We start from the raw sequence: 23,952 nt of genomic DNA, 5'->3' as shown, positions 1-23,952 counted from the left end.
GAGCGCGCGGTTCATGTGACCTGCGTCACTGCGGTGTCGCGGTGCTCAGGTGCGGCAGGTGCGCCCGTCGTTCAGACAGGCGACGACCGAGGCCATCTGTGCGTCCGTCATGGCGTCCACGAACATCGCGTGGTCCGTCTTCGGGCTGTGCCGCTGCTCGGGGAAGGAGTCCACGGCGACCAGCACCCCCGGCGACACCTCGTACGCGAGGGAGATGCGCAGCTGGGGCACGGCGAAGGTGCCCTGCGGGCAGACGCCGTTGGACGCGGGGAAGACGAGGTGCGAGCGGTGGCCGGGGCTCTCGGTGTCCAGTCCGTTCCAGCAACTGGGGAAGACGAGCGTACGGGTGAGGCGCTCGCCGGCGGGGCAGCGCGGGTAGCGGGTGGTGAACCGGTCGGGGGAGCCGGAACAGCCCCAGCGGGCACGGACGTCGCCGTCGCTCGCCGCGGTGTAGGCCACCGCGTCGCCGGTCATCGCACGCAGGAAACGCGGCATCGGCACGACCTTGCCCACGGGACTGCCGCGGAACTCCACGGACACCGCGGCCTCGGGCAGGATCTCGCCCGCGTTGCCGTGCCCCGCGGAGCTCTCCTGCGGGTGGCCGCCCGCCCGGTCCGGTCGGCGCAGGACCGGCCAGTAGTACGTGGACCGGTCCCCGCCGCGGCAGCTGGTCGCGGCGGCGGCCAGCGAGGCATCGGTCGACATCGCGTTCGTGGACAGGTTTCCGACGTACGCGTGGGTGTGGTGGGCGCCCGCGCGCAGCCCCGGCGACACCACCAGGTTGTCCTCGTTGTAGTGGTGCTCCTCGTTGCGCCCGCAGTCCACCGTCACGCGGCCCGTCGAGGCGTCGGGCCCGGCCGACAGCTCGCCGGGTCCGGGCGGTACATCCCGTATGTCCACGTAGTCACGGGTGTTCATCCCGGAATGCGGCTTCCCGTCGGGGCTCGCCAGCCGGGTGGCGCCCAGCGCGGCGGCCGTCAGCCCGATGCCGAGCACCAGGCAGACGAGCAGGGTGAGCAGTCGACGTTCGTTGCGCATGCGGGTCACGGTCGCCGGTGCGCGCCGCAGCGTCAACCTGGCATCCACATGTCGGCCAGGCCGCTGCCCGGCGGCTTGCCGGGCCGGCGCGGGACCGCGCACAGTACCCGGCATGACACCCGCTGAGCTCCTGCACGCGTTCGCCCGCACCCGCGCCTCGCTCGACGGCGCCGAGGTGACCTTCTGGTGGACCGGGGACATCTACTCCTGGGCACCCGACGAGCCCTACCGGCACCTCTTCGGATTCGAAGGCCTCAACGTCGCCCGCCTCGTCGGGGACGAGGAAGGCGGCGGCTTCCAGCTGCTCAACAGGGAGGCCGCGTTCTACCTGGACCCGCGGACCCGGGAGATCCTGGACACCTGGGAGGGCAAGCCGGTGGTCCACGTCTGGAACGATCCGGCCAACCTGCGACTGCGGCCGTTCCCGGTACCCGTGACCGAACTCGGCGACCAGGTCTGCTTCAGCCTGGAGGTCCCGCTCGCCTACCCCTCGCCGCTGCCGGTCGCCCAGTACCCGCTGAACTCCGCCGACGACACGTACAGGGCCCTGGAGCTCTTCCAGTTCTTCGCGCCGGGCACGGTGCTCACCACCGACGAGCCCAGCGTCCCGTGCACCATGTCCTGGATGCGGATGTCGCCGTGGCTCCCGTGGATGGAGCAGGGGCAGCGCCCGGGCGGGCTCACCTTCCACTGCCGGGGCCGCAAGCTGGGCTCCCACGCCGAAGTCCCGGAACGCACCCGTACGTACGTCGCGGCCCGCCACCCCGAGTACGCCCACGCCCCGGAGAAGTGGACCGGACCGAACGAGACGAGCTGGACCTACTTCCGCACCCACCACGGCGCCCCCGAGCCCCGCCCCTAGCGGGGTCCGGCGCCCGGACGGCGTAGCCCGGGGTGCGGCGCATGCGAGGGGTGATGACGATGGGCAGGACCCGGCAGCGGTCCTGCACGCGAGCGTCGATCGCATCTGCCGCCACTCCGACGCCCCCGCTCCCGTCGGTGTGCGGTCTCGGGCGGACGGCGTGCACGGAGGAGGAGTTGTGGCACCTCTGGCTCGGATCCCGCTCGACGCCGGGGGCGCTCTCCTGATCGAGGCCCCGGCCGGCATCGACGGTCCGGTGAAGGCCGGCCGCGTCGGCGCCGCCATTCGCGAGCTGCCGTGGGGCCTGTAAGAAGCCCTGGCCCGGTCACGGAGGCGGCGCGAGCCACCCTCGACCCATTGCCCAGGGCGTGCCCCGACGAGGTCGTCATCGAGTTCGGCGTCGACCTCGCGGTCGAGGCAGGGGCCGTGATCACCAGGAGCGGCGCCGCCTGCCACCTGAAGGTGATCGTGGCGCGGAAGGCGTCCGGCGGCGGCCGCGCGGGCCCGGACGAGAGCGTGGGCTGATCCGCATGGACAACGCCTACGTCACCCCGGTGGGGGTACTGCGGGAGCTATGGCCCGACCTGGCCGAGCAGGAGGTGTGCCCCTACCGGGGACTGGAGCCGTTCACCGCGGAGGAGGCCCGCTGGTTCGTGGGCCGGAAGGACGCCGTTCGGCAGGTGCTGGCGAACCTGGCCCGGCAACAGAGGCTGACCCTGCTGCTGGGGCCGTCCGGTTCGGGCAAGTCGTCCCTGGTGGAAGCGGGTGTTCTGCCCGCGCTGGCCGCGGGTGAACTGCCCGGTAGCGACCGGTGGCTGCCGGTCGTCGCCCGCCCGCGGCAGGATCTGTTGGCGGAGATCGAGCGCGCCGGCAGCGCCGACGACACGGTGCGGTTGTGGGACGTCCTTCCCCAGCCCGCGGAGGCGATCCGAAAGATCTGCCGGTCCGTCCACCGGGACCTCACGCCGGAGGAGCGCGCTGCCTACCTGCCCGGCCAGTCGGTCGGGGCCGTGTGCACGTCCCGTTGATGCTTCGAAGCTCCACACGTTGAGCAAGTGCTCTCCTGCACGGCCCGACCCGTAGCCCGGGACGGGCCGTGCCGTGCCGTGCTGTCGGGGTGGCCGGATGCCCGGGTTCTGGGGGTTTGGCGGGAGGTGCGAAAGGCGGGGTGTGCGGGTGCTCGCGACAGGGCACCCCTGGGGGCGGTGCAGGTGGGGGCGGGGGGTAGGGTCCGGGGGAGGCGTAGGGGGGCGGCAGGGGTGCGGACAAGGGTTTTCCCCGTATCGGGTTCATCCCCGCGTTGCCTACTGTCTGCCCACCGGCGATCTCTCCCGCTCCGAACGGACCCCGCACCAACCCCACATGGTGTGAAGCCGTGCGGTCGGGTGGATCGCCCGCACCGCCGTTGCCCCGGCCCCGCCGAAGCGGCCGGGACGACGCGGCGAGCAGCGGTGGCCGGGACGGGCGTGACCAACCCGTCCCCGGCCCCGTAGTCGCCGGTTCACCTCCCACACAGCTCCATCCGCCCGCTCCGGCTTGCCCGGAAACGGCCCGCGAAAGGGAACACCGTGCACGCAACGAGACGCAGGCTCATATCCGTGGCGGCGATGTCCGTCACCCTGCTCGCCGGCTCCGCCACGGCTTCCGTGGCCCTGGCCGGCGCGGAGCCCGCGCCGGCCCCGTCCGCCGCGACCCTCCCGGCCGCCGGTGCGCCCGCGGCCCCCGCCGCCGCGCCGGTGCAGAACCTGATCGTCGGCTACAAGTCCACCGCCACCGAGGCCAGTTCCAACAAGGCGGCCGCGGACGACGCCGCCGCCAAGGGCAAGAAGGCCGGCAAGAAGGCGAAGTTCGACCGTCGCCTGGGCACCGGTGCCGCTCTCGTCAACCTGGGTGGTGCGACCGCCCCGGCCGACGCGGCGAACGTGATGGCCCAGTTCCGTGCCGACCCGGACGTCGCGTACGTCGAGGCGGACGCCCGCGCCTACGCGATGGCCGCCCCGAACGACACCGAGTACACCAAGCAGTGGGACCTCTTCGAGCCCACCGGCGGCATGAACGTTCCGGCGGCCTGGGACAAGACCACCGGTTCCGGCGTCACCGTCGCGGTGATCGACACCGGCTACGTGGCCCACTCCGACGTGGCCCCGAACATCGTCGCCGGCTACGACTTCATCTCCGACTCGACCGCCGCCCGTGACGGCAACGGCCGTGACAACAACCCGGCCGACGAGGGCGACTGGAGCGCGGCCGGCGAGTGCGGCACCGGCTCCACGGCCAGCGGCTCCTCCTGGCACGGCACCCACGTCGCGGGCACCATCGCCGCCGCCACCAACAACGCCAAGGGCGTCGCGGGCATCGCGTACAACGCGAAGATCCAGCCCGTCCGCGTGCTGGGCAAGTGCGGTGGCACCACGTCCGACATCGTCGACGCCATCACCTGGGCCTCCGGCGGCACCGTCTCGGGCATCCCGGCGAACGCCACCCCCGCCAAGGTCATCAACATGAGCCTCGGCGGCTCCGGCGCCTGCACCGCCAGCTACCAGAACGCGATCAACGCGGCCGTCGCCCGCGGCACCACGGTCGTGGTCGCCGCCGGCAACAGCAACGCGGACGCTGCCGGCTTCTCGCCCGCCAGCTGCAACAACGTGGTCTCCGTGGCCGCCACCAACCGCACCGGTGACCGCTCGTTCTACTCCAACTACGGCGCCAAGGTCGACGTCGCCGCGCCGGGCGGTGAGACCCGCCGCGCCACCGACACGCCCGGCACCGTCACCACCCCCGAGAACGGCATCCTGTCCACGCTGAACAGCGGCGCCACCACCCCGGGCTCGGAGATCTACAAGCCCTACCAGGGCACCAGCATGGCCGCCCCGCACATCGCGGGTCTCGCCGCCCTCGTCGTCGCCGCCAAGCCCTCGCTGACCCCGGCGCAGGTCGAGGCAGCCATCAAGGCCAACGCCCGCCCGCTCCCCGGCACCTGCACCGGTGGCTGCGGCTCCGGCATCGCCGACGCGGCCGCGACCATCACCGCCGTGACCTCGGCGCCCGTCCCGGGCTTCGAGAACACCACGAACGTGAACATCCTCGACAACACGACCGTCGAGAGCCCGATCACGGTCAGCGGAGTCGCGGGCAACGCCCCGGCCGCGCTCAAGGTCAACGTCGACATCAAGCACACCTACATCGGTGACCTGAAGGTCGACCTGGTGGCCCCCGACGGCAGCGTCTACACGCTGCACAACCGCGCCGGCGGCGGCACCGACAACATCAACCAGCAGTACACCGTGAACGCCTCCTCCGAGGTCGCCAACGGCACCTGGAAGCTCCGCGTCAACGACAACGCCGGCGGCGACACCGGCTACATCGACGCCTGGAGCCTCGGCTTCTGAAGGCCCGATAGTACGGACCATTGAGCCCCGCGGACCTGTTGGTACACCTCGTACCGGCAGGTCCGCAGCCGTTTCCTGACAGCTGACTGAATTCTGCGTCACAATCCGTGTCCACCCGGCATCCGACCTCGTATTGTCGCCTCTCACAGGAGAGGCACAGAGTGGGGACCGAGAGGCTGGTGGCTGTGCGTGGTGGCGGCGACGGGGAACGCTGACACGACCGTCGGGCACGGTGAACTGATCAAGGCGGTCGACCGCGCGCTGAGCACGCACGGGCGGGCGCTGCTCACCGGACCCGCCGGCGCGGGCAAGACCGAGGCGCTCGGCGCGGTCGCGGTCGCCGCCGCGACCCGCCACGAGACCGTGCTCCGCCTCGCCCCCGAAGCCACGGACCAATGGATTCCGGAAGCCTCCGCCGCCGCACTCCTCGCCTCCGTCCCCTGCGCCGCGCTGGAGCGGCTCTCCGGACCCCAGCGCACCGCCATCGCCCTGCTGCGCCGCGAGACCGACGCGCCCCGCGCCGGCCGCGACCACGTCGCACTGCGCCTCGCCGTCGTCGAGGTGCTCCGCACCCTCGCCGCCGACGCCCCCGTCCTGCTCGTCCTCGACAACGCCCAGTGGCTGGATGCGGAAAGCACCGATCTGCTCCGCTTCGCCCTGCGCCTGACCCCGCCCCGCGTGCGGGTCCTCGTGGCCGAATGCGTCCAGGGCGGCGCCCCCGTCGGCGGGCTCCTGTGCGGCCCCGGCACCCCCGCCATCCGCGTCCCCGCGCTCGGCGCCGACGAGATAGCCGAACTCCTCGCCCGCCACGGCCTCCCCGCCCGCCTCGCCGGCCGCATCCACCAGGCCAGCGGCGGAAACCCCCGCCTCGCCCTCGCCCTCGGCCACTCCCTCGCCGAAGCCGCCGAGGCCCGCGACGCCAGCGCCCACCACGCGGACCCGCTGCCCCTGTCCGGCCAGGCCCGCGAAGTCGCCCGCCGGCTCCTCGCCGAAGCCCCGGCCCCGGCCCGCCGCACCCTGCTCCTCGCCGCCCTCGCGGCCCGTCCGACGACCGCCCTGCTGCGCCGGGCCGGCCGCCCCGACGCCGAGGCCGAACTCGCCGAGGCGGAACGGGCCGCGCTCGTCACCGTCGGGGAGGACGGCGCCGTCGTGTTCACCGCCGGCGCCCTGCCCATGGCCCTGACCGCCGACGCCGGCTGGCCGGAACGCGCCGCTGGGCACGCCGCGCTGGCCGCCGCCGTCGACGACCCCGTGCAGGCCGTACGCCACCGTGCCCTGGCCGTGGACACCCCCGACGAGTGGCTCGCCGCCGAGATCACCGAGGCCGCCGCGGCCTGCCGCAGGCGCGGCCAGCGCGCCCTGGCCGCCGAACTCGGCCTGCTCGCGGCCGAACGCACGCCGAGCAACCGGCCCGGGGACGAACTGGCCCGCCTCGTCACCGCCGCCGAGGACGCGGGCTGGGCCGGACGCGCCGACCTCGCGCGCCGTGCCACCCGCGCCGTACTGGCGCGCGACGCCTCGCCCGCCGACCGGGTACGGGCCCGCCTCGCCGTGATGGACGCCGCCGGGCAGGCCCTCGCAGCCCTGGACGAGACCTTCGCGCACGCCATGGACGACGCAGCCGCGGACCCCGCCCTCCAAGCGGCCGTGCAACTGCGGATCGCCTGGAAGCACAACCTGAGCGACGGCGACCCCGTCCGCTCCCGCGACGCCGCCGCCGAGGCCGGACGGCTCGCCGCCCGTGGCGGCGACCAGGTCGCCGAGGCCATGGCGCTGACCGTACGTGCCCGGATGGGCCGCATCCTGGGGGACCCCGACGCCGAGGACATCCTGGCCGAGGCCCTGGCCCTGCCCGCCCCCGAGGTGCCGCTGGGCATGCGCAACGCGCCGCAGTACCTCGCCGTACGGCACGCCCTGTTCGACGACCGCCTCGCCGACGCCCGCCACCAGTTGCTCCTCCTGCTCCCGGCCGTCCGGCGCACGGGGTCCGCGGAAGACGTCTTCGAGGTCCTGCGCAGCCTCACCGAGGTCGAACTGCGGCGCGGACGTTGCGCGATCGCGTCCGCGCACGCCCGCCGCGCCCTCGAACTGACCATAGAGGCGGGCCTCTCGCCCGGCCCCGCCTGGTACGCCGCCGCGATGGCCGAGGCCACGGGCGGCAGCTTCGCGCGCGCCGCCGCATACGCCCGGCGCGGCATCCAGGCCTCCGAGGAGGAACACGACCAGGTGTTCCTCTCGCGCAGCCTGTACGCGCTCGGCCTGACCGAGCTCGCGACGGGGGAGGCCGCGGGCGCCGTGGCCACCCTGCGCCGGGTGGCCGAACTGGAGGAGGCCCAGCAGGTCGTCGACCCGTCGATCCTGCGCTGGCACGGCGAACTGGCCGAGGCGCTGGTGGCCGCCGACGCGCCCGACGAGGCCGCCGAACTGCTCGTCGGCGTCCGTACGGTCGCCCTCCGGCTCGGACGCACCGCGGTGCTCCCCGCGCTCGACCGGGCCCGCGGCCTGTGCCTGTCCGCGCACGGCGAAGCCGACGCGGCCGTCGACCTGCTGGCGGCCACGGCGGATCGTTTCGCCGCGCTCCAGCTGCCAGTGGAACACGGTCGTACGCTGCTCGCCCTGGCCCGGGTGGAGCGGCGCCGGCGCCGGCGCGCACCCGCCCGCGCCGCGCTGCGCGCCGCGGCCGAAGTGTTCGCCGCGGCCGGCGCGAAGCCCTGGGCCGAACTCGCCGAGGAGAACCGGGAGCCGCTCCCCGCCGCCGCGGGCGGCGCGGCCGTGGTCCTGGCGGCCCTGACCGAGGCGGAGACCCGCCTGGCCCTTCTCGTCGCCGAGGGCGCCAGCAACCAGGAGGCCGCCGCGAAGCTCTTCGTCAGCGTCAAGACCGTCGAGGCCCGGCTGACCCGGATCTACCAGAAGCTCCGCGTACGCTCCCGGGCGCAGCTGGCCACCACCCTGCGCACCCTTTGAGGGAGCGCCGGGCGGTGGCCCGGCCGGTCAGCAGCTGAGGTTGTTGCCCGGCGTCACGCCCAGGATCTGCGTGAAGCTCTGGTAGGCGTTCACCCGACTCTGGACCTGGGCGGGGTTGCCGCCGTTGCACTCCAGGGACCCGTTGATGGAGCGGATCGTCTCGCCGAAGCCCGCTCCGTTGACCATGGCGGCGTGGGCGGTCATCGTGCCGGGGCCGTTCTGGGTGTTCCAGTACCACAGGGCGGTCTTCATGGCGACGGCCGGATCCTGCTCGACGAGGTACGGGTTGGCGAGCAGGTTGATGCCGAGGGCGTCGCCGGCCGCCTTGTAGTTGAAGTTCCAGCTCAGCTGGATCGGACCGCGCCCGTAGTAGGCGGCCTGCCCGGCGGGGCAGCCGTACGGCTGGCTCGCGTCGCAGTAGTGGGGGTAGTTGGCGGTGTTCTGCTCGACGATGTAGACGAGCCCGCCCGTTTCGTGCGAGACGTTCGCCAGGAATGCGGCCGCCTCCCGCCGCTTGACGGTGTCGTCGCCGGTGTTGGCGAAGGCGGGGTAGGCCGAGAGGGCCGAGACCAGCCCGTTGTACGTGTAGAAGGAGTTCCGGTTCGGGAACATCCGGTTGAACTGGGCCTCGGACACCACGAATCCGGACGGCGTGCCGGGGTCGGGGTCCTGGCCGCCACCACCGCCGCAGGCGCCGAGGTCGGACCAGACGCCCCACTGCCCGGTGGTGCCGGGCGTCTCGCCCTGGGTCCACCACTTGGCCTGCCAGTTGTGCCCGCTGTACGAGGCACTCATGCCGTTGGTGTAGACGGCGGACGAGGCCCACGGGGTGACGCAGGCCGCGGCCGCGGACGCGGGGGAGGCGGGGAGGGCGACCGCGAGGCCGAAGGTGGCGGCTGCGGCTGCGGCCAGGGCGAGTGCACGGCGGCGAAGCGCACGCATCACGTAATTGCTCCTTCAGTGGGGGGAGTTGCCGTGGGGGGCGAGTACCGCCACTGAATCGAACTGGTCTGGACCTGTCAAGGTCTAGACCAGCATTCATTGCGTCCGGACAAACGGGCAGGGCCCGTACGCGCCATCGCGCGTACGGGCCCTGCCGGTCGTCCAGGAGCGGTCAGCTGCCGGCGGAGAGGTTGCCGGAGAGGACCGGGATGTTGCTGAGGATGTGCGAGGCCGAGTCGTCGCCCTTGGCCTGGGTGGAGTTCTCGGTGCACTGCTGGTTCATCGGGTTGTGCAGGACGTTGATGTCCTGGACGCCGACGTTGGCGATGACCGCCAGCAGCGACTGGGCGTTGACCTTCGCCGGCAGGCCGACGCAGAGCTTGTTGAGCGAGCCCTGGACCAGGCTGAGCTGGGGGCTCATCGCACCCTCGGTCTCCTGGTTGCCGTAGATCTGCGCCGCATCGTTGCCGTTGATCGTGTTGATGCCGTTGTCGTTGCCGATCGCCATCGCCGGGGCGGCTACCGCGGCGCCGAAGCCCAGCACGGAGGCGGTGACCGCAGTGGTGGCCATGAACTTCTTCAGCATGAGGTGGTTCCTTCTGTCGCACTGTTGCAATGGGATGGCTGCCCCCGGCGGGACGAGCTGATCAACTGCCAACGGCGCGCTTGGTTATTGCGTGTCACCCGAGTGGCCCAGTGCACCGCCGGCGACCCGGGGACACGCGAAGGGGGCCGCCTCCCGCTCGTCGAGCGGGAGGCGGCCCCCTGTCCGACCTCTTCAGGGCATCGCCGTGGAGACCGTGGCGGCGGTCAGCCCGTCTTGCGGCGGGTCTTCTTGTTCTTGCCGCCCGCGCCACCGCTGGCGCCCTGGATCTTCGCCCGGCTCTGGTGAGCCTGCTGTGCGTGGGCGCTGCGGGCGTTGCGCTCAAGGGCCTCCCGGAACTTGCGCTTGGCCTCCTCGGCCGGCGATTCGCCCTGCGGGGTGTCCGACTCTTCTGCCATGTGTCCTCCTGGGTTGACCTGAAGCCGACCCAGTCTGCCACCCGCCGTCCCCCCTGACCAGCGAGTTCCGCACCGACGACCCCCGCGGCGCCCGTTCGGCGCCCGTCCGGGAGCAAGCCGCAACGGGACCCGGTGTCACGCGCTGATCGTGGCGACTGGTTCGAGGCCGTAGGTTCGGGCGTAGCCGTTCTCGGTGCCGACGAGGAGGTCGACGACCTCGAAATAGCGGTCCCAGAACGGGGTCTCGCGCAGTGCGTCGATGAGGAGCTGGTAGGCGTGGTGGTCTTCGGCTTCCCACACCCAGACGTCGGTGACGCGCACGGAGTAGAACTCCGTGTCGTAGAAGCGTGACCGGACGCCGGTGGTCTTGGCCTCGATGGCCGGCAGGACCTGGGTGGTGAAGGCGTGCACGCGTTCCTGGACGGTCAGGGCGAGCCACTCGGGTGTGGTCTTGACGAGCATGAACGCCGTGACCGGCGGTTCGGTGTGTTCAGCTGGCATCGGGGTGCCTCCAACGTGGCAGGTGGTCGGTTCGCCGGGCTCCGTGCGTTACGGCGTCGGTGCTGGTCTTCAGGCGAGGACGGCGGGCTTGAGGGTCTGGGCGCACCATTGCGCGAAGGTGGTGGGGGAGGAGGTGTCCGGGGTGCGGGTGATGCCGGCGTCGAGACCCTCGTCCTTGGCCCGCTTCATGTCGACGATGCCCTGGACGAACGTCTCGTTGAGGCCGTAGCCGACGAGGGTGGTGTACAGCTCGTCGAGCGGCTGGCGTTCGAAGCGGACGGGACGGCCGAGCTGTTCGGTCATGATGCGGGCCAGGTCGTTGGGGGACAGGTCCTGCGGTCCGAGGACGGGGACGCTTCCGGTCCCGGTCCACGAGCGGTCCAGCAGCAGGCGGGCGGCGGCGGCCGCGATGTCGGCGACGGCGACCAAGGGGGCCTTGCGGTCGGCATCGACCGAGTCGGTGAACACGCCGTTCTCGCGGATCGAGTCGGCCTCCTCCAGGAGGTTCTCGAAGAAGGACGGGTTCGCCAGGGCCCGGTAGGCGACACCGGACCCGGCGATCAGGTCGTCCATGGCGAGGGAGGCGGTGACGAGGCCGGCCCGGTCGGCGAGCGGGGTGCCGCGACCGAGCGCGGAGACGCCGACGACGTGGCCGACGCCGTGGGCGGCGAGCGCCTCGACGGCGGGGCGGGTGAAACCGCTGAAGCCGTCCTGCGGGGTCACGGAGGCGTTCGGGGGGACGAGCCAGAAGACGGCGTCCGCGCCCTCGAACGCCCGGTCGAGGACCTCGGCTTCTGCGTGGGAGCCGGTGACCACCTCGACGCGTCCGCGCGCCGCGTCCGGAAGCCGGGCGGGATCGCGCACGATCACGCGCAGTTCCTCGCCCGCGGCGGGGGCGGACTCCAGGAGCCCGGAGAGCAGGTGACGCCCGATGTTCCCGGTGGGGGCAGTGATGACGATCATGAAAACCTCATTGGCCGTGCGGTTTCGGTACGTCCGTCATCCTGCTGAGGATCTCCGTGATGCCACAATGGGAACTTCAGCACGCAATCATTGACTGAAATGGAATAATGCTGGTGAGCAGCCCGGATCGGGTCATCGACGCCAATCTCGCCATCGCGCTGGATGCTCTGCTGGCCGAGCACAGCGTGACCCGCGCCGCCGCACGTCTACACACTTCGCCCGCTGCCATGAGCCGCACCCTCGCCCGTCTGCGCCGCATCCTCCAGGACCCCCTCCTGGTCCGGGCCGGGCAGAGCATGGTTCCCACCCCGCGCGCCCAGGCCCTGCGCGAGGAAGCCGCCGCAGTGGTGCGCAGCCTCGGTGCGCTGCTCAGTCCTGGCGCGAGCGTCGACCCCGCCAGCCTCAGCAGCACCTTCACCCTCCAAGCCGCCGACCTGGTCGGCGCGGTGCTGGCCCCCGGACTGTTGCAAGAGGCCCAGCGGGAGGCGCCGGGGGTCTCCTTCCGGATCCTCGCCGAAGAACTGGAGGCGGGGCCCGCCCTGCGCGACGGGCGGATCGACCTGGAGATCGGATCCATCGATCACGTGGACCCCGAAACGCGGATCGAAGAACTGGTCAGCCTGCGCATGGTGGCGGCCGTCCGGCCCGGCCATCCGCTCACCGAAGGGCCGCTGACCCCTGCCCGGCTCGCTGCAGCCCCCCACGTCGCGGTGAGCCGCCGCGGCCGGTTCACCGGCCCCCTCGACACCGCCCTGGCCGAGCGGAACCTCCACCGACGGGTCGGCATCGTCCTTCCCAGCCACCTGGCCGCGATGACCCTCGCCGCCCGTAGCGACATCGTCTGCCTCGTACCCGCCGCACTCCCCGGCGCCGCCCCCTCGTCCCTCACTCACGACGCCGTCGCCCTCGGACTGCACCTCCTCGACATCCCCCTGGCGCTGCCACCGCTGACCATCGGCATGGCCTGGCACCCCCGGCACACGGCCGACGGAGCCCACCACTGGCTCCGCAGCGCCGTCCGCCGGACCCTCTGCGCACCGACAGCAGCTTCGGGGACCTCGGCGGCGGACGCGACCGACCCCGAGCAGATACACGAAGTCCCGGGACTCGCGGGGAGTCCCGGGACTTCGCTGGTGCACTTCGCTTGACCGCCGTGTTCAACGACGGACCGCGCCGAAGGTCACCCGCCGTTCTGATCGCGTTCCGCACGCCTCTGCTGCACCCGCAGCTGCAGGGTGGCGAGGTCCAGCAGCGGAGTGGGCACGGCGAGCGCGCGGGCACGGGCGATCAGGTCTCCGAAGAGGTGCTCGACCTCCGTCGGCCGGCCGGCCACCAGGTCCCGGTAGAGCGACGGGGTGAGCGGGGAGCCGGGTGCGGTCACCGTCCGTGCGGTGAAATCGAGTTCGGCGTCCGGCACGGGGCGGCCGGCGGCGGCCGAGACGGCCGCCGCCTCCGCGAGGACGGCCCGCCCGAGTTCCGCGCCGCCGGGCACGGCGACTGCCTCGCCGACGGAGCCGCGCGCCAGACAGGTCACGGCCGCCAGGGTGGTGATGAAGACCCACTTGTGCCACATCGAGGCGACGACGTCCGGCGTCTCGGGGCTGTCGATGCCGGCCCCGGTCAGCAGGGCGCGTACGGCGTCCACCCGGTCGGAGGCCCTGCCGTCGACCTCACCCGTGACCAGGGTGGACGGCGGGGCCAAGCGCACGACGTCGCCGTGCTCGTTCAAGGTGGTGACCACTTTGGCGACGCCGCCGAGGACCGGCCCGGCACCGAAGTGGCCCACGAGGTGATCGAGATGGGCCATGCCGTTGAGCAGCGGCACGATCGCGGTCCGCGAGCCGACCGCCGGGGCCAGGTCCTTCGTCGCGCGGCCGAGCGCAGTGGACTTCACCGAGAGCAGCACGAGGTCGTACGGGTGTGACAGTGCATCGGCGGTCACCAGCCGCGGGGTGAGGATGAGGTCTTCGCCGAGGCCCGTCACCCGCAGCCCGCGCTCGCGCAGCACGGCGGCCCGCCCGGGGCGCACCAGGAAGGTGACGTCCTGCCCGGCCCGGGCGAGGCGCGCGCCGAACCAGCCGCCCGTGGCTCCGGCACCCACTGCCAGGATTCTCATACCGGAGAGCCTATGCGTGGCGGCCGGCCCGAAGGTTCAGATCGTGAAGGGCTTCTGGCCGAGGAACACGGGGTCGGGCCGGCCCGTCGTGAAGAAGTTCGGGACCTGGGTGGCCGGCATCCGCTTCCTGATGTCGTGGTGGAAGGCCTCGTAGCCGCCGCTGAACGCCCCGCCGTTCCAGACCCGCAGCAGGGTCTCGGTGAACTTGCCGTTGACCCGGCCGTCCATGGCGACCTGGTCGTCCTGGCAGGCGGAGATGAGCAGGACGTCCGGTTCCCCACCGTTGCCGTCGGTACTCCTGAGCTCGCGCTGGAGCTCTTGGAAGAACGCCTTGTCCCGCTCGAAGATCTGCTGCTGCTTGAGCACCGGCATGACCCGCGCCGCCCCGCCCGGGGCGGGAGTACCGGGCATCTCGGTGGAGGTGCCGCTGTGGCAGCAGTCGAGCACGGTGACGATCCGGACGTCCGGCTGGAAGCGCCGCAGCTCCCGGTGGAGCTCGTCGTCGAGGAACTGACGGTCGAAGAAGACGAGGGTCTCGTCGAGCTCGTCCGGTTCGTCGCCGTCGGTGTCGGGCATCTGGCCGCCGTGGCCCGAGTAGGTGAGGAGCAGGATGTCACCGGCCTTGAGCTGCTTCGCCGCCTTGCGGAGTTCGCCCGTGATGGTGTCGACCGTGGCGTCCCCGGTCAGGATCACGGTGTCGTCGAACCCGACGCCGCGGGCCAGTTCGGCCATGTCACGGGCGTCGTTCTCGCACGCCACGAGCTGACCGTCCCAGCCGTCGTACTTGTGTGGGTCGACGTTGTTGAGTCCGACGTGGATGGACAGGCCTGCGGACATGGGGTCCTCCTCGGGTACGGGGGCACCGCACCGGGCGGTGCCTCGGGGATGCGTTCCGCGGTGGAGAGCCCGCCGAACCGCACGGCGCGCAGCGACGCCCGATCGGGCGTGGCGGGCGGAGCAACGCCCCCGACCGACTGGCGGGCTCCGTCGGGGGCGGCCAATACTGGCGGTGACCGGCAACCGTGCTGCGGCGCGGGAGGTGCCATGGGAGCCCGGGTCGTCTACGTCCACGGAAACGGCAACAAGGTCCGCGAGAGCCTGCTCAAGTCCCGGTGGGACACCGCCCTCTTCGGGGTCGGCCTGGGCGGGGCCTCGCACATGGCCTACTGGGCGCCGCTGCGCTACCCGGCGCCGCTGCCCGACGCCGGCCCCGACCCGCTAGACGGCGAGGCGGGCGAGGCGGGCGAGGTGGTGGCCTTCGAGGAGTCGCCGGCTCCCGGTGCGGCGGCGGACGAGTCGTCCGAGGAGTTCGCGGTACGGGTGTTCGCAGAGGCGCGCGGAGAGGCCGCCGCGGACCCCGCCGAGGGCGTCGCGCAGGCGGACGGCCCGGCCGAAGCGGCGCTCGGCAACTGGCTGCGGGACATGGCGTACCTCGCCGACGCGCTGGCCGAGGGCGGGGCCGAGGGCGAGATGTCGCCGGAGGCCGTTCCGCGGCAGCGCATCGCCCGTACGCCGCTGTTCCGGCTGCTGGTGGAACACACCTTCAAGGACGTCTACGCGTACTTCTTCGGCGGGGCGGGACCGGCCATGCGGGACGTGGTCCGCAGCGCCCTCGACGCCGCCTTCGACGCCGCCCGCGACGACGAGCCGGACCCCGGGCCGCTCGTCGTGATCGGCCACAACCTCGGCAGCGTCATCGCGTACGAGGTGCTGCGGGAGCAGGAGCGCGCGGCCGACCTGTTCGTCACCGTCGGATCGCCGCTCGCCGTCACCGAGATCCAGAACGTCCTCGCCGCGCCGCCCGCGGTCCCGACCGGGGTCGCCGCCTGGCACAACGCCTCCGACCCCCGCGACCTCGTCGCCCTCGACCACACCCTGCGGCCCGAGTACGCCCCGGCCCGCCTCGTCTTCGACCACCTGGTCCACAACGGCAGCAGGAACCACCACGGAATCCGCGAGTACCTCGGGACCGCAGCCGTCCGCAACCCCGTGCGGCTGCTGTTCGGCCGCCTTGCCACCGAACAGACCGAGTGAAACGATGACATATAGCAATCAGTCCATCCGTCTGTCGCCCTCCACGGGCGGCCGGGTAGGTGCCGTATGCCGCTCACCGATACGGAATGGGGCCTCGTCACCACCTGGGTGCGTGACTACTTGCTCGACACCCCGGACCCGCAGGACAGGCTCGCCCAGAACGGCTTCCCGCCGGAGTTCGTCGGCGCCCTCGCGCTGACCAACAAGAGCGGGGAGAACGCCGGCACCCTGGTGCACGCCTCGCGCAAGGACATCACGGCGCAGCTCCGCCTGCTCGACGTCCTGGTCGGCCTCGACCGGCTGGGTAGCCTGCCGGCCGGTGCGGAAGCCGTCAGGTTCCGGGCCAGGCTGCTTGAGGACGAGACGGTGCACTCCTCCGACCAGGACCATTTCCTCGCCGGAGTCCTCAAGAACGGCACCGAGGTCTTCATCGACCGCGCAGAGCTGCGCGTGCGCCTGAGGGAATTCCTCGCCGACCCGGAGAAGACCGTGCTGGTGGTCGACGGCGAGGCCGACAGCGGGCGCTCGTACACGTACAACCTGATCCGGTACCTCGGCCAGCACTACGGGTTCCGGCCGGTGCGGGTGACGCTGTCGCGCACCTCGACCGCCGCCCAGGTGGTGCGCCGGCTGGCCGAGTTCGTCGGGGACCCGGACGCCGGCACCACACCGTTGAACACGACACAGTTGAACGATCCACTGTCGGAGGTCGACAACGCCGTGCACCGGATCGTCAGCCGCGCCACGGCAGCGGAGGAGCAGTTCTGGCTCGTCCTCGACGACTGCGACGCGCTCGACGCCAACTCCGACGTCTGGGACTGCATCGGCCAGCTGGCCCTGGCCATCTACGAGTACACCCCGGTGCAGGAGGAGACCGTGCCCCGACTGGTGCTGCTCGGCTACTCCCCGACGATGCGCCAGCTGCCGTACGACATCCGCAAGAACGAATGCCGCGACACCGCGCGGCTCGCCGGCCCCGACGATCTGCGCACCTTCTTCCGGACGTTCTTCGCGGACGCGCCGCAGCCCAAGGACGCGCAGCCCGACCCGGCCGGGATCGAAGCACTGGCCGAAACGGCCGTATCGACGATCCTCGACGCGGCACGGGGCCCGGGCGACGAGAGCTACATGCGGAAGGTCTGCACCGCGGCCGAACGGACCGTGCAGGTGTACCGCTCGCTGCGGTCCGGCGAGGACTTCGCCGACCGCCTGCGCGGGGAACTGCTCACCGCCGCGCGTGGGCCCGCGCCGGCCGTTGCGGACAGCCGCAGCAGGTACCGGGAGGCCGCCTGCCTGCTCACCGGATTCGATCCCACGCGGCTGCGGCTCCCGGAAGAGGGCGCGAGCAGCGGGAGGGCGGCCCTGGAACTCGTCCACGACTGTTCGACCCTCGCCCAGGCGCCCCGCACCAGCTGGGTCCTCAAGCCCGAGGTCCGCGAGGCGACCCTGCGCGGCCTGACCGGCCCCGAGGCCGCGCGTCCGGGCCTGGAGGCCAACCTCGGCGAGGTCCCCGAGGGCCCCGGGACGGAACGGTTCGCGCTCGCCTACCTCTGCGGCATGCCGCCGGTACTGGAGGAACAGGACGTCGACGAGCTCAGCGACATCCTCCAGGCGGTGCTGTGGCTCGCGCAGATCCCGCACGCCGTCGGCATTCCGGACCCCGAGCACGTCCAGCGGCTGCTGGAGCGCGCCCGGCTGCGCCAACCCCTCGAACGCCTGGTCCGGGACCGGTTCTGCGGGCGCGCCGGCGAGCTGGACCAGCTGCGCGCGTACGTCGGCCTGCCCGCCGCCTCCCCGACCGCCGCGGGCGGCGCGGGCTCCGTCAAGGAGCCCCCGCTGCTGATCCACGGCCTGGGCGGCATGGGGAAGAGCACCCTGCTCGCCAAGTTCCTCGTCGAGGCCCCCGCCGGCTTCCCCTTCGCCTACATCGACTTCGAGCGGCCCACGCTGTCCGTCCACGAGCCCGTCACCCTGGTCGCCGAGATCGCCCGGCAGCTCGGCATCCAGTACCCCGGGCACCGCGCCGCGTTCGACGCGCTGGCCGGCGAGTGCGAGGAGACCGCCCGCACCCAGCGGGAGGAGCAGAACACCATTGACGAGCTGTACCAGCTCTCCACCACCCGCTCGGGTGCCGGGCGCGGAGCCGCGGAGCAGTTCCACGCCCTGGCGCGCGCCCGCGAGACGGACCTCGTACGGCGGGTAGCCGCATGCCTCGTCCAGGCGATGGCGGCCACGGGCACGGGCCCCGGCGGGGACGGCCTGCCGCTGGTGATCGTGATCGACTCCTTCGAGGAGGCCCAGTACCGTGCGAACCCCGTGCTCGGCCGGATGTGGGCCATGTGGACCGCCCTCCAGGAGGTGTATCCGCGGCTGCGGTTCATCGTCGCCGGTCGGGCCAGCGTGAACCATCCGGCGCGGGCCGCGGAACTGCGGACGATCGCGCTCGGCGACCTCGAACCGGACGCCGCCGTGGACCTCCTGATGTCCTGCGGGGTCGAGGACGAGGGCGTGGCCCGCGCCCTGGCCGAGCGGGTCGGCGGGCACCCGCTCAGCCTGAAGCTCGCCGCGCACGCGGCCGTGCTCGCCCGCCGGGAGGCCGGTTCGCTGAGCGAGCTCGTCGAGAGCCTGCCCGCACGGCGCCGGTACCTCTACCGCACGGTCGACCAGATGCTCGTCCAGGGCATCCTGTACGACCGCATCCTCAAGCACATCGCCGACCAGCAGGTACGCGCCCTCGCCCAGGCGGGCCTGGCCCTGCGGACCATCACCCCCGAGTTGATCGGGGAGGTCCTCGCCGTGGCCTGCGGACTGCGCGTGGACTCCCGGGAGCGCGCCGACCAGCTCTTCGGCCAGCTGGCCCGGCTCGACCTGATGGAGCCCGCCGGCCCCGGTGCCCTGCGCCACCGCTCCGACCTGCGGGCCATCATGCTGCGCCTGTCGGACACGGCGCGCGCCGACCTGATGCGCGCGGTCGCGCAGCGCGCGGTGGAGCACTACGCGGCGCGCAACGGCGCGGAGGCCCGCGCGGAGGAGATCTACCACCGGCTGCGCCTGAACGAGAGCCCGCGCTCGGTGGAACGGCGCTGGGAGCCCGGCGTCGAGCGCTACCTGGACCGCGCGGACCAGGACATGGCGTCCCGGTCGGCCGCGTTCCTGACCGGCCGCCTCGGCGGGCACATCCCGGACCAGGTGATGCTCGACGCCGACCAGGAGGACTGGGAGCGGATCGCCGCACGCGAGGTCGAGGACCTGCTGGCGCAGGGCTACACCGACCAGGCGGCGGCCCGGCTCGCCGAGCGGCGCCCCTGGACCCCGGGCAGCCCGCTGCACGCGCTGCTCGTCACCACCCTGGCCCGCAGCGGACGGCGCGAGGAGGCGCGGGACACGGCCCAGGAGGCGGTCGACCGCGCTGAGGAGGCGGGCGACGCGGATGCGCAGCTGGACCTGCTGTTGCTCGCTGCGCACCTCGCGGAGGAGGACGGCGACGTACGCGACGCCGAACGCGACCTCGCCGAAGCGGAGGACATCGCGACCGGTCTGGGCCGCGACTTCGACGCGATGGGCGCCATGCTGGCGCGGTCCCGGCTGGCCTCCGCGCCCGAGGGCGGCTCCGAGATCGACCGGCGCCTGGCCCGGAGGCTGCGGCAGCTGCCCGACGAGGCGCTGGCCGAACAGCCGGTCCTGGTCCGGGCCGTCGCGGCCGAGGTGTCCCGGCTGGATCCGGCCGCGCTCGGCCACACCCTGGAGGTGGTGGGCCTGCCGGACACCGACGACGGGGCCCTGGACGCGCTCGCGCAGACGATCGGGCGCGTGTTGGCGGTCCAGCCCGAGCTGCGGTTCGCCCTGGCGAAGATCCTCCAGAACGCCGTCGGCCCCGTACCGCCGTCCCCGCCGCCTTCCCCTTCCCCTTCCCCTTCCCCTTCCCCCTCCTCTTCCCCGCCGTCGTCGGAGCCGCGGAAGGGCGGGGCGCCCAGCGGCGCCCCGTACACCGGGATGGCCGGCATCCTGCGCGAGGCGCGCAGCCGGGGCACCCTCGATGGGCTCGCCCGCCGGCTCCTCGTGCTGCGCGACCGCAGCGGCGAGCTCGTTTCCGGCGTCGCCGCGGCCATGGGCGCGGCGACCCCCGGACCGGCACCGCCGGCACCGGTCCGCACCCCCGAAAGGAACGGCCCACGCGTGGCCTGAATCCGGATGAGCGACGCCTATCTCCCCATCGAGGACATCGGCCGGCTGGTCGAGGCCACGCAGGAGGCCGGGCTGGCCGACCCCTCCGCACGGCGGCTGCTGCTCGACGGGATCATGCTCAAGTACCAGGGCACACTGCCGCTGATGGCGGCCCCCGGCATGCAGGTGCGCTCGGACCTCAACGAGATGAACCGGGTGGAGCGGCTCATCGACGGTTCGGTCCCGCTGGAGATCTGGCTGCGCAACGCCGTCGCCCAGAGCGCCGAGGCGGGGCCGCTCGCCGTCTTTCAGAAGGCCCTGGACGCGGTCGCCCGCGACGCCGCCGGCGAGCCGGACGTGCCGGCCGGGCTGACCGCAGGGGAGACCAAGGAGGAGATCGTCCACTTCGACGACACGGTGCCCTTCGAGTTCCTGCGCGCGGGTGAGGTGGCAGGTACCTCGGTCGCCCGGATCAAGGTCCTGCCGTACCAGGCCGGCGCACCGCTCCAGCCGAACGGCTTCCCGCACTCGGGGACGGGCTGGCTCATCGCCCCGGACCTGCTCGTCACCAACCACCACGTGGTCAACGCCCGTACCCGCACCGCCACCGACCGCGGCGTCGTGGACCCCGCGGACCTCCAGCTCCAGGCGCAGAACTCCCGCTCGCGCTTCGACTACGGAGCCGACGACACGGAGACCGAGGAGGTGGCCGCCAGCGGACTGGTCGCCTGGGACGAGGAGCTCGACTACGCGATCCTGCGGCTCAGCGGCCGGCCGCCGCGGCCCGCCCTGCGGGTGGCGACCGGTCCGTTGACGGTCACCGTGGAGCAGCCGGTGGCGGTCAACATCATCCAGCACCCCGGCGGACAGCCCAAGCGGGTCGCGCTGCGCAACAACCTCGTGTACGAGGCGACCGAGAACGACGTCCGCTACTTCACCGACACCCGGGGCGGCTCCTCGGGTTCGCCCGTCTTCACCGACGACTGGCAGGTCGTCGCGCTGCACCGCGGGACGCGCCGGGTCGAGGACGTCAACTTCCAGGGCAAGACCACCGCGTTCGTCAACGTGGGCACCCAGATCAGCAGCGTCATGCGACACCTGCAGGAGCACAGCCCCGAGGTCCACGCCGAGATCGCGGCGGCGCAGTCGGCGCTGGCGCAGCGCAACGGTGCGGAGGTGGCATGAGCATGAGCACGCGTGGCAGCGGAGGATCACCGGTGGCGACCGGGCCCGCGCAGGTCTTCGGAGACCTGCGCGAGGTCGCCGAACGGGTACGCCGGGGACTGGAAGCGGAGATCCCCGAGTCCTCGCAGGACCTTCCAGCGGACCGGGCCCCGGCCGGGCAGATCGGCGAGTTCGCCCGGCAGGAGCGGGCCAGGGTGCTGACCGCGGGCGTCAGTGGACTGGAGAAGCTCGCCGCCGGGCGGGCGGACGAGGTCAACGACGACGAGTACTTCGGCGTCGAGGCGATCGTCCTCCTCGAAGGCCGGCCCGCCCTGCTGATCCAGGGCCGCGACTTCCCTTCGCAGCAGGGCGACTGGGCGGTCCTCGACGGCCAGCGCGCCGGCATCCGGGAGTCGATCGCCCGGGTGGGCCGCGTGGAGGTCACCGGGCACCCCAGCCTGGACTGGCTGGGCACCGCGTTCCTCGTGGGCCACGACGTCGTGATGACGAACCGCCACGTGGCCGTCGAGTTCGCCCAGGGCGACGGTGCCGGCTGGTCGTTCCGGCCGGGCATGGCCGCACGGCTGGACCTGGCCGAGGAGCTGTCCGCCGTGCCCGGCGACGCCTCGCTGGAGTTCACGATCACGGAGGTGGTGGGGATCCACCCCGACCTCGACATGGCCCTGTTGCGCATCGACGCCGCCGGGGACGGCCGGGCGCCGGCGACGCCGCTGGCAGTGGCGGCCGATCCGCCCGCGGACGTGCCCGGCCGGCCGGTGTACGTGATCGGCTACCCGGCGGAGGACGGCCGGCGCAACGAACCGGAGGCCATGCGCCGCATCTTCATGGACGTCTACAACGTGAAGCGCCTCCAGCCCGGTACGACGACGGGGCTGGTTCCCGGCGAGCTCACGGTGAAGCACGACTGCTCCACCCTGGGCGGCAACAGCGGCTCCCCGGTCCTGGACCTGGTCGACCACCGCGTCCTCGGCCTGCACTACGGGGGCCGCTACGGATTCGGGAATTACGCGGTCCCGCTGTGGGAGTTGGTGGACGACCCCCTGCTGGGCCGTGCGCAGGTCAACTGGGTGTGACGCGTCAACTGGGTGACACGCGCAGCGCGTCGCCGACGAGGCGCACGGCGCGGGAGAGCCGGCCCAGCTGCTGGAGCTCGACGGCGTACATGCGGATCGAGTTCTCGATGACGGACTCGGCCACGCCCATCGAGGGCAGTTCCGCCCGGCTGGTCTCCAGTGCGACCCGGACCGCCCGCATCTCGTGCTGGAGCTGGAGCTGGGCGTGCCGGGTGAGGAGGACGGGGCTGCGGGTCAGCGTCGAGTAGCTGCCGTAGCGGGCCGGGAGCAGATCCCGCAGCCAGCGCATGGCCGTGCGTTCCCAGTCATGGGTACCGGGGGCCTTGACCTGACAGGGCCAGTCCGGGCTGAGCGTGGTGGAGGCCATCTGGCGCATTCTCGTCGCTTCCGAATGGTGTCGAACTCTGATCGAGACGTTGGTGGGCGGCCTCGGCCCAGGGGTTGACCGAGGCCGCCACAAGCGCTCTGGTGGATCCCAGTGCCGGGAACGGGCAGCGAGGCGGGGCGTGAGGAGGAGCGTCCCGCGCGGGATGTTCGTTCTGGGAGGGCGTGGGGTCGCTCTCCTTGGCGTCTGGTGGATCCGGCGCGCTGCTCAGTAAACATATATACCGTCGAGTAAACAAGAGAATGAAAAATTACATACGTGGGAGTGGCGTGAAAGTGGACTGCCTCATACCGGTTGAAAGTCGGCCTTACAGGAAGAATCCGTGCTGGTCCGCGACCTGCTCGTACCCTTCGAGCCGCGCCTGGGTCCGCTCGGGATCCGCGTCGGCCATCGCCTGGAGCAGTGCCGCGGACAGCATCCCCGGCGCCGCGTACGAGTCGAAGACCAGCCGGGCCCCGGTCCCGGCGGTCAGCACCACGTCCGCCTCGTCCACGAGGGGACCCAGGGTGGTGTCGGTGATCAGCACGATCTTCAGCCCGGCGCTGCGGGCGGCCCGGAGCGCCGCCAGGGTCTCCTTGGCGTGCCGGGGCATGGCGAACGCCAGCGCCCAGGTCCCGCCGGCCTCCCGGGACTGGAGCAGGGCGTCATAAGCCACGCTGCCTCCACGTGTCACCAGCCGGACGTCCGGATGGATGCGCCGTGCCGCGTAGGCGAAGTACTCCGCGAGCGAGACCGAGATCCGCAGGCCGAGGACCGTCAGCGGCACCGAGCGGGCCAGCTCACGGCCGATGTCGAGCAGCTGGTCGGTGTCGGCGAGCAGCCGCCGGACGTTCTCCAGGTTCAGGATCTCGGCGTCCACGGCCGCCTGGAGCTCGTTGTGGCGGAACTGCTCGCGGCTCTCCGGACCCGCGACGGCGCTCAGTGCCATCGGCTGGAGCGCGTCGCGCAGGGCCGGGTAGCCGCTGAACCCGAGGGCGGTGGCGAAACGCGTCACCGAAGGCTGGCTGACGCCCACCCGCTCCGCGAGCTCGGTGATCGAGAGGAACGCGGCCTCGGTGAGGTGGTCGATCAGGTACTGGGCGATCCGCCGCTGCCCGGGTGACAGCCGGTGGCCGTCGAACAGCGCGCGGACCCGGTCTCCGGGAGCGCGCTCGTGTACCGGCGGCGTCTGCCCACTCGGCGTGATCGCAGCCGCCTGTGCGCGTGCCTGCTGCCCCGATGACACCGATGGGCCTCCCTCTCATGTCACTCGTCTTCAAACATAGCTCACGCCCTGTGGTCGCCCGCCCCCCGTCGGGCGGGGCCGGTCCCCGGCTGCGCCGACCGTATCTGTC

21 protein-coding genes are annotated in these 23,952 nt (G+C 72.5%); 11 read left to right on the top strand and 10 right to left on the bottom strand.

The window, feature by feature from the left end:
• Positions 1 to 45 precede the first annotated feature (45 nt).
• Positions 46 to 1,038 carry a DUF1996 domain-containing protein gene (locus OHA65_RS04965; RefSeq protein WP_405761310.1) on the bottom strand — a complete coding sequence of 331 codons (993 nt, stop codon included), beginning with the start codon at positions 1,036 to 1,038 and terminating at the stop codon, positions 46 to 48.
• A gap of 112 nt (positions 1,039 to 1,150) precedes the next feature.
• On the opposite strand from OHA65_RS04965, the gene OHA65_RS04960 reads away from it, so the two are divergent.
• The 6 genes from OHA65_RS04960 (at position 1,151) to OHA65_RS04935 (ending at position 8,253) form a co-directional block, all read left to right on the top strand.
• Positions 1,151 to 1,900, top strand: coding sequence for a DUF1838 family protein (locus OHA65_RS04960; protein ID WP_327281864.1), 750 nt, complete (start codon positions 1,151 to 1,153; stop codon positions 1,898 to 1,900).
• A gap of 178 nt (positions 1,901 to 2,078) precedes the next feature.
• The gene (locus OHA65_RS04955; protein WP_327281863.1) at positions 2,079 to 2,210 is read left to right on the top strand and encodes a hypothetical protein; all 132 of its coding nucleotides are present in this window, start codon (positions 2,079 to 2,081) and stop codon (positions 2,208 to 2,210) included.
• 47 nt (positions 2,211 to 2,257) lie between these two features.
• Positions 2,258 to 2,425, top strand: coding sequence for a CU044_2847 family protein (locus tag OHA65_RS04950; RefSeq protein ID WP_327281862.1), 168 nt, complete (start codon positions 2,258 to 2,260; stop codon positions 2,423 to 2,425).
• Between the two features lie 5 nt (positions 2,426 to 2,430).
• The gene (locus tag OHA65_RS04945) at positions 2,431 to 2,928 is read left to right on the top strand and encodes a hypothetical protein (RefSeq protein WP_329312716.1); all 498 of its coding nucleotides are present in this window, start codon (positions 2,431 to 2,433) and stop codon (positions 2,926 to 2,928) included.
• A gap of 579 nt (positions 2,929 to 3,507) precedes the next feature.
• Positions 3,508 to 5,289 carry a S8 family serine peptidase gene (locus OHA65_RS04940; protein WP_327285991.1) on the top strand — a complete coding sequence of 594 codons (1,782 nt, stop codon included), beginning with the start codon at positions 3,508 to 3,510 and terminating at the stop codon, positions 5,287 to 5,289.
• Positions 5,290 to 5,478: 189 nt separating this feature from the next.
• Positions 5,479 to 8,253 carry an AAA family ATPase gene (locus OHA65_RS04935; protein WP_405761307.1) on the top strand — a complete coding sequence of 925 codons (2,775 nt, stop codon included), beginning with the start codon at positions 5,479 to 5,481 and terminating at the stop codon, positions 8,251 to 8,253.
• Between the two features lie 27 nt (positions 8,254 to 8,280).
• Here OHA65_RS04935 and OHA65_RS04930 read toward each other — a convergent pair whose 3' ends face one another.
• The 5 genes from OHA65_RS04930 to OHA65_RS04910 form a co-directional block, all read right to left on the bottom strand.
• Positions 8,281 to 9,195 (bottom strand): glycoside hydrolase family 19 protein, encoded by a 915-nt coding sequence (locus OHA65_RS04930; RefSeq protein WP_328765122.1) that lies wholly within the window; start codon positions 9,193 to 9,195, stop codon positions 8,281 to 8,283.
• Between the two features lie 172 nt (positions 9,196 to 9,367).
• Positions 9,368 to 9,781 (bottom strand): rodlin, encoded by a 414-nt coding sequence (locus OHA65_RS04925; protein WP_327281859.1) that lies wholly within the window; start codon positions 9,779 to 9,781, stop codon positions 9,368 to 9,370.
• Between the two features lie 224 nt (positions 9,782 to 10,005).
• On the bottom strand, positions 10,006 to 10,197 hold the full coding sequence (locus OHA65_RS04920; protein WP_327281858.1) for a DUF5302 domain-containing protein: 192 nt from the start codon (positions 10,195 to 10,197) through the stop codon (positions 10,006 to 10,008).
• A 135-nt stretch (positions 10,198 to 10,332) separates the two neighbouring features.
• On the bottom strand, positions 10,333 to 10,698 hold the full coding sequence (locus OHA65_RS04915; RefSeq protein ID WP_328761714.1) for a darcynin family protein: 366 nt from the start codon (positions 10,696 to 10,698) through the stop codon (positions 10,333 to 10,335).
• Between the two features lie 69 nt (positions 10,699 to 10,767).
• Positions 10,768 to 11,661, bottom strand: coding sequence for an NAD(P)H-binding protein (locus tag OHA65_RS04910; protein WP_327281855.1), 894 nt, complete (start codon positions 11,659 to 11,661; stop codon positions 10,768 to 10,770).
• Positions 11,662 to 11,768: 107 nt separating this feature from the next.
• On the opposite strand from OHA65_RS04910, the gene OHA65_RS04905 reads away from it, so the two are divergent.
• Positions 11,769 to 12,809 carry a LysR family transcriptional regulator gene (locus OHA65_RS04905; RefSeq protein WP_328761712.1) on the top strand — a complete coding sequence of 347 codons (1,041 nt, stop codon included), beginning with the start codon at positions 11,769 to 11,771 and terminating at the stop codon, positions 12,807 to 12,809.
• Positions 12,810 to 12,841: 32 nt separating this feature from the next.
• On the opposite strand, the gene OHA65_RS04900 is transcribed toward OHA65_RS04905, so the two are convergent.
• Together OHA65_RS04900 and OHA65_RS04895 are read right to left on the bottom strand one after the other, a co-directional pair.
• The gene (locus OHA65_RS04900) at positions 12,842 to 13,777 is read right to left on the bottom strand and encodes a ketopantoate reductase family protein (RefSeq protein ID WP_371645881.1); all 936 of its coding nucleotides are present in this window, start codon (positions 13,775 to 13,777) and stop codon (positions 12,842 to 12,844) included.
• A gap of 36 nt (positions 13,778 to 13,813) precedes the next feature.
• Entirely contained in the window at positions 13,814 to 14,614 is an 801-nt protein-coding gene (locus OHA65_RS04895; RefSeq protein ID WP_327281851.1) for a caspase family protein, read from the bottom strand.
• 207 nt (positions 14,615 to 14,821) lie between these two features.
• Between OHA65_RS04895 and OHA65_RS04890 the strand changes: the two genes are divergently transcribed.
• The 4 genes from OHA65_RS04890 (at position 14,822) to OHA65_RS04875 (ending at position 22,233) form a co-directional block, all read left to right on the top strand.
• Entirely contained in the window at positions 14,822 to 15,811 is a 990-nt protein-coding gene (locus OHA65_RS04890) for a hypothetical protein (protein ID WP_328761709.1), read from the top strand.
• A gap of 66 nt (positions 15,812 to 15,877) precedes the next feature.
• Positions 15,878 to 19,996 (top strand): AAA family ATPase, encoded by a 4,119-nt coding sequence (locus tag OHA65_RS04885; protein ID WP_405761303.1) that lies wholly within the window; start codon positions 15,878 to 15,880, stop codon positions 19,994 to 19,996.
• Between the two features lie 6 nt (positions 19,997 to 20,002).
• The gene (locus OHA65_RS04880; RefSeq protein ID WP_327281847.1) at positions 20,003 to 21,160 is read left to right on the top strand and encodes a trypsin-like peptidase domain-containing protein; all 1,158 of its coding nucleotides are present in this window, start codon (positions 20,003 to 20,005) and stop codon (positions 21,158 to 21,160) included.
• 2 nt (positions 21,161 to 21,162) lie between these two features.
• A complete protein-coding gene (locus OHA65_RS04875; RefSeq protein ID WP_327281846.1) occupies positions 21,163 to 22,233 on the top strand; it encodes a serine protease in 1,071 nt (356 codons plus the stop codon).
• A 4-nt stretch (positions 22,234 to 22,237) separates the two neighbouring features.
• On the opposite strand, the gene OHA65_RS04870 is transcribed toward OHA65_RS04875, so the two are convergent.
• Positions 22,238 to 22,600, bottom strand: a complete 363-nt coding sequence (locus OHA65_RS04870) for a hypothetical protein (protein WP_327281845.1) — start codon at positions 22,598 to 22,600, stop codon at positions 22,238 to 22,240.
• A gap of 325 nt (positions 22,601 to 22,925) precedes the next feature.
• Entirely contained in the window at positions 22,926 to 23,843 is a 918-nt protein-coding gene (locus OHA65_RS04865; protein ID WP_327281844.1) for a MurR/RpiR family transcriptional regulator, read from the bottom strand.
• Between the last annotated feature and the right edge of the window lie 109 nt (positions 23,844 to 23,952).

The organism is Streptomyces sp. NBC_00045 (genome assembly GCF_045041095.1).
Lineage (GTDB): Bacteria > Actinomycetota > Actinomycetes > Streptomycetales > Streptomycetaceae > Streptomyces.
Note: the sequence above shows the minus strand (reverse complement) of the source record. Positions and strands in the feature narration are given on the sequence as shown.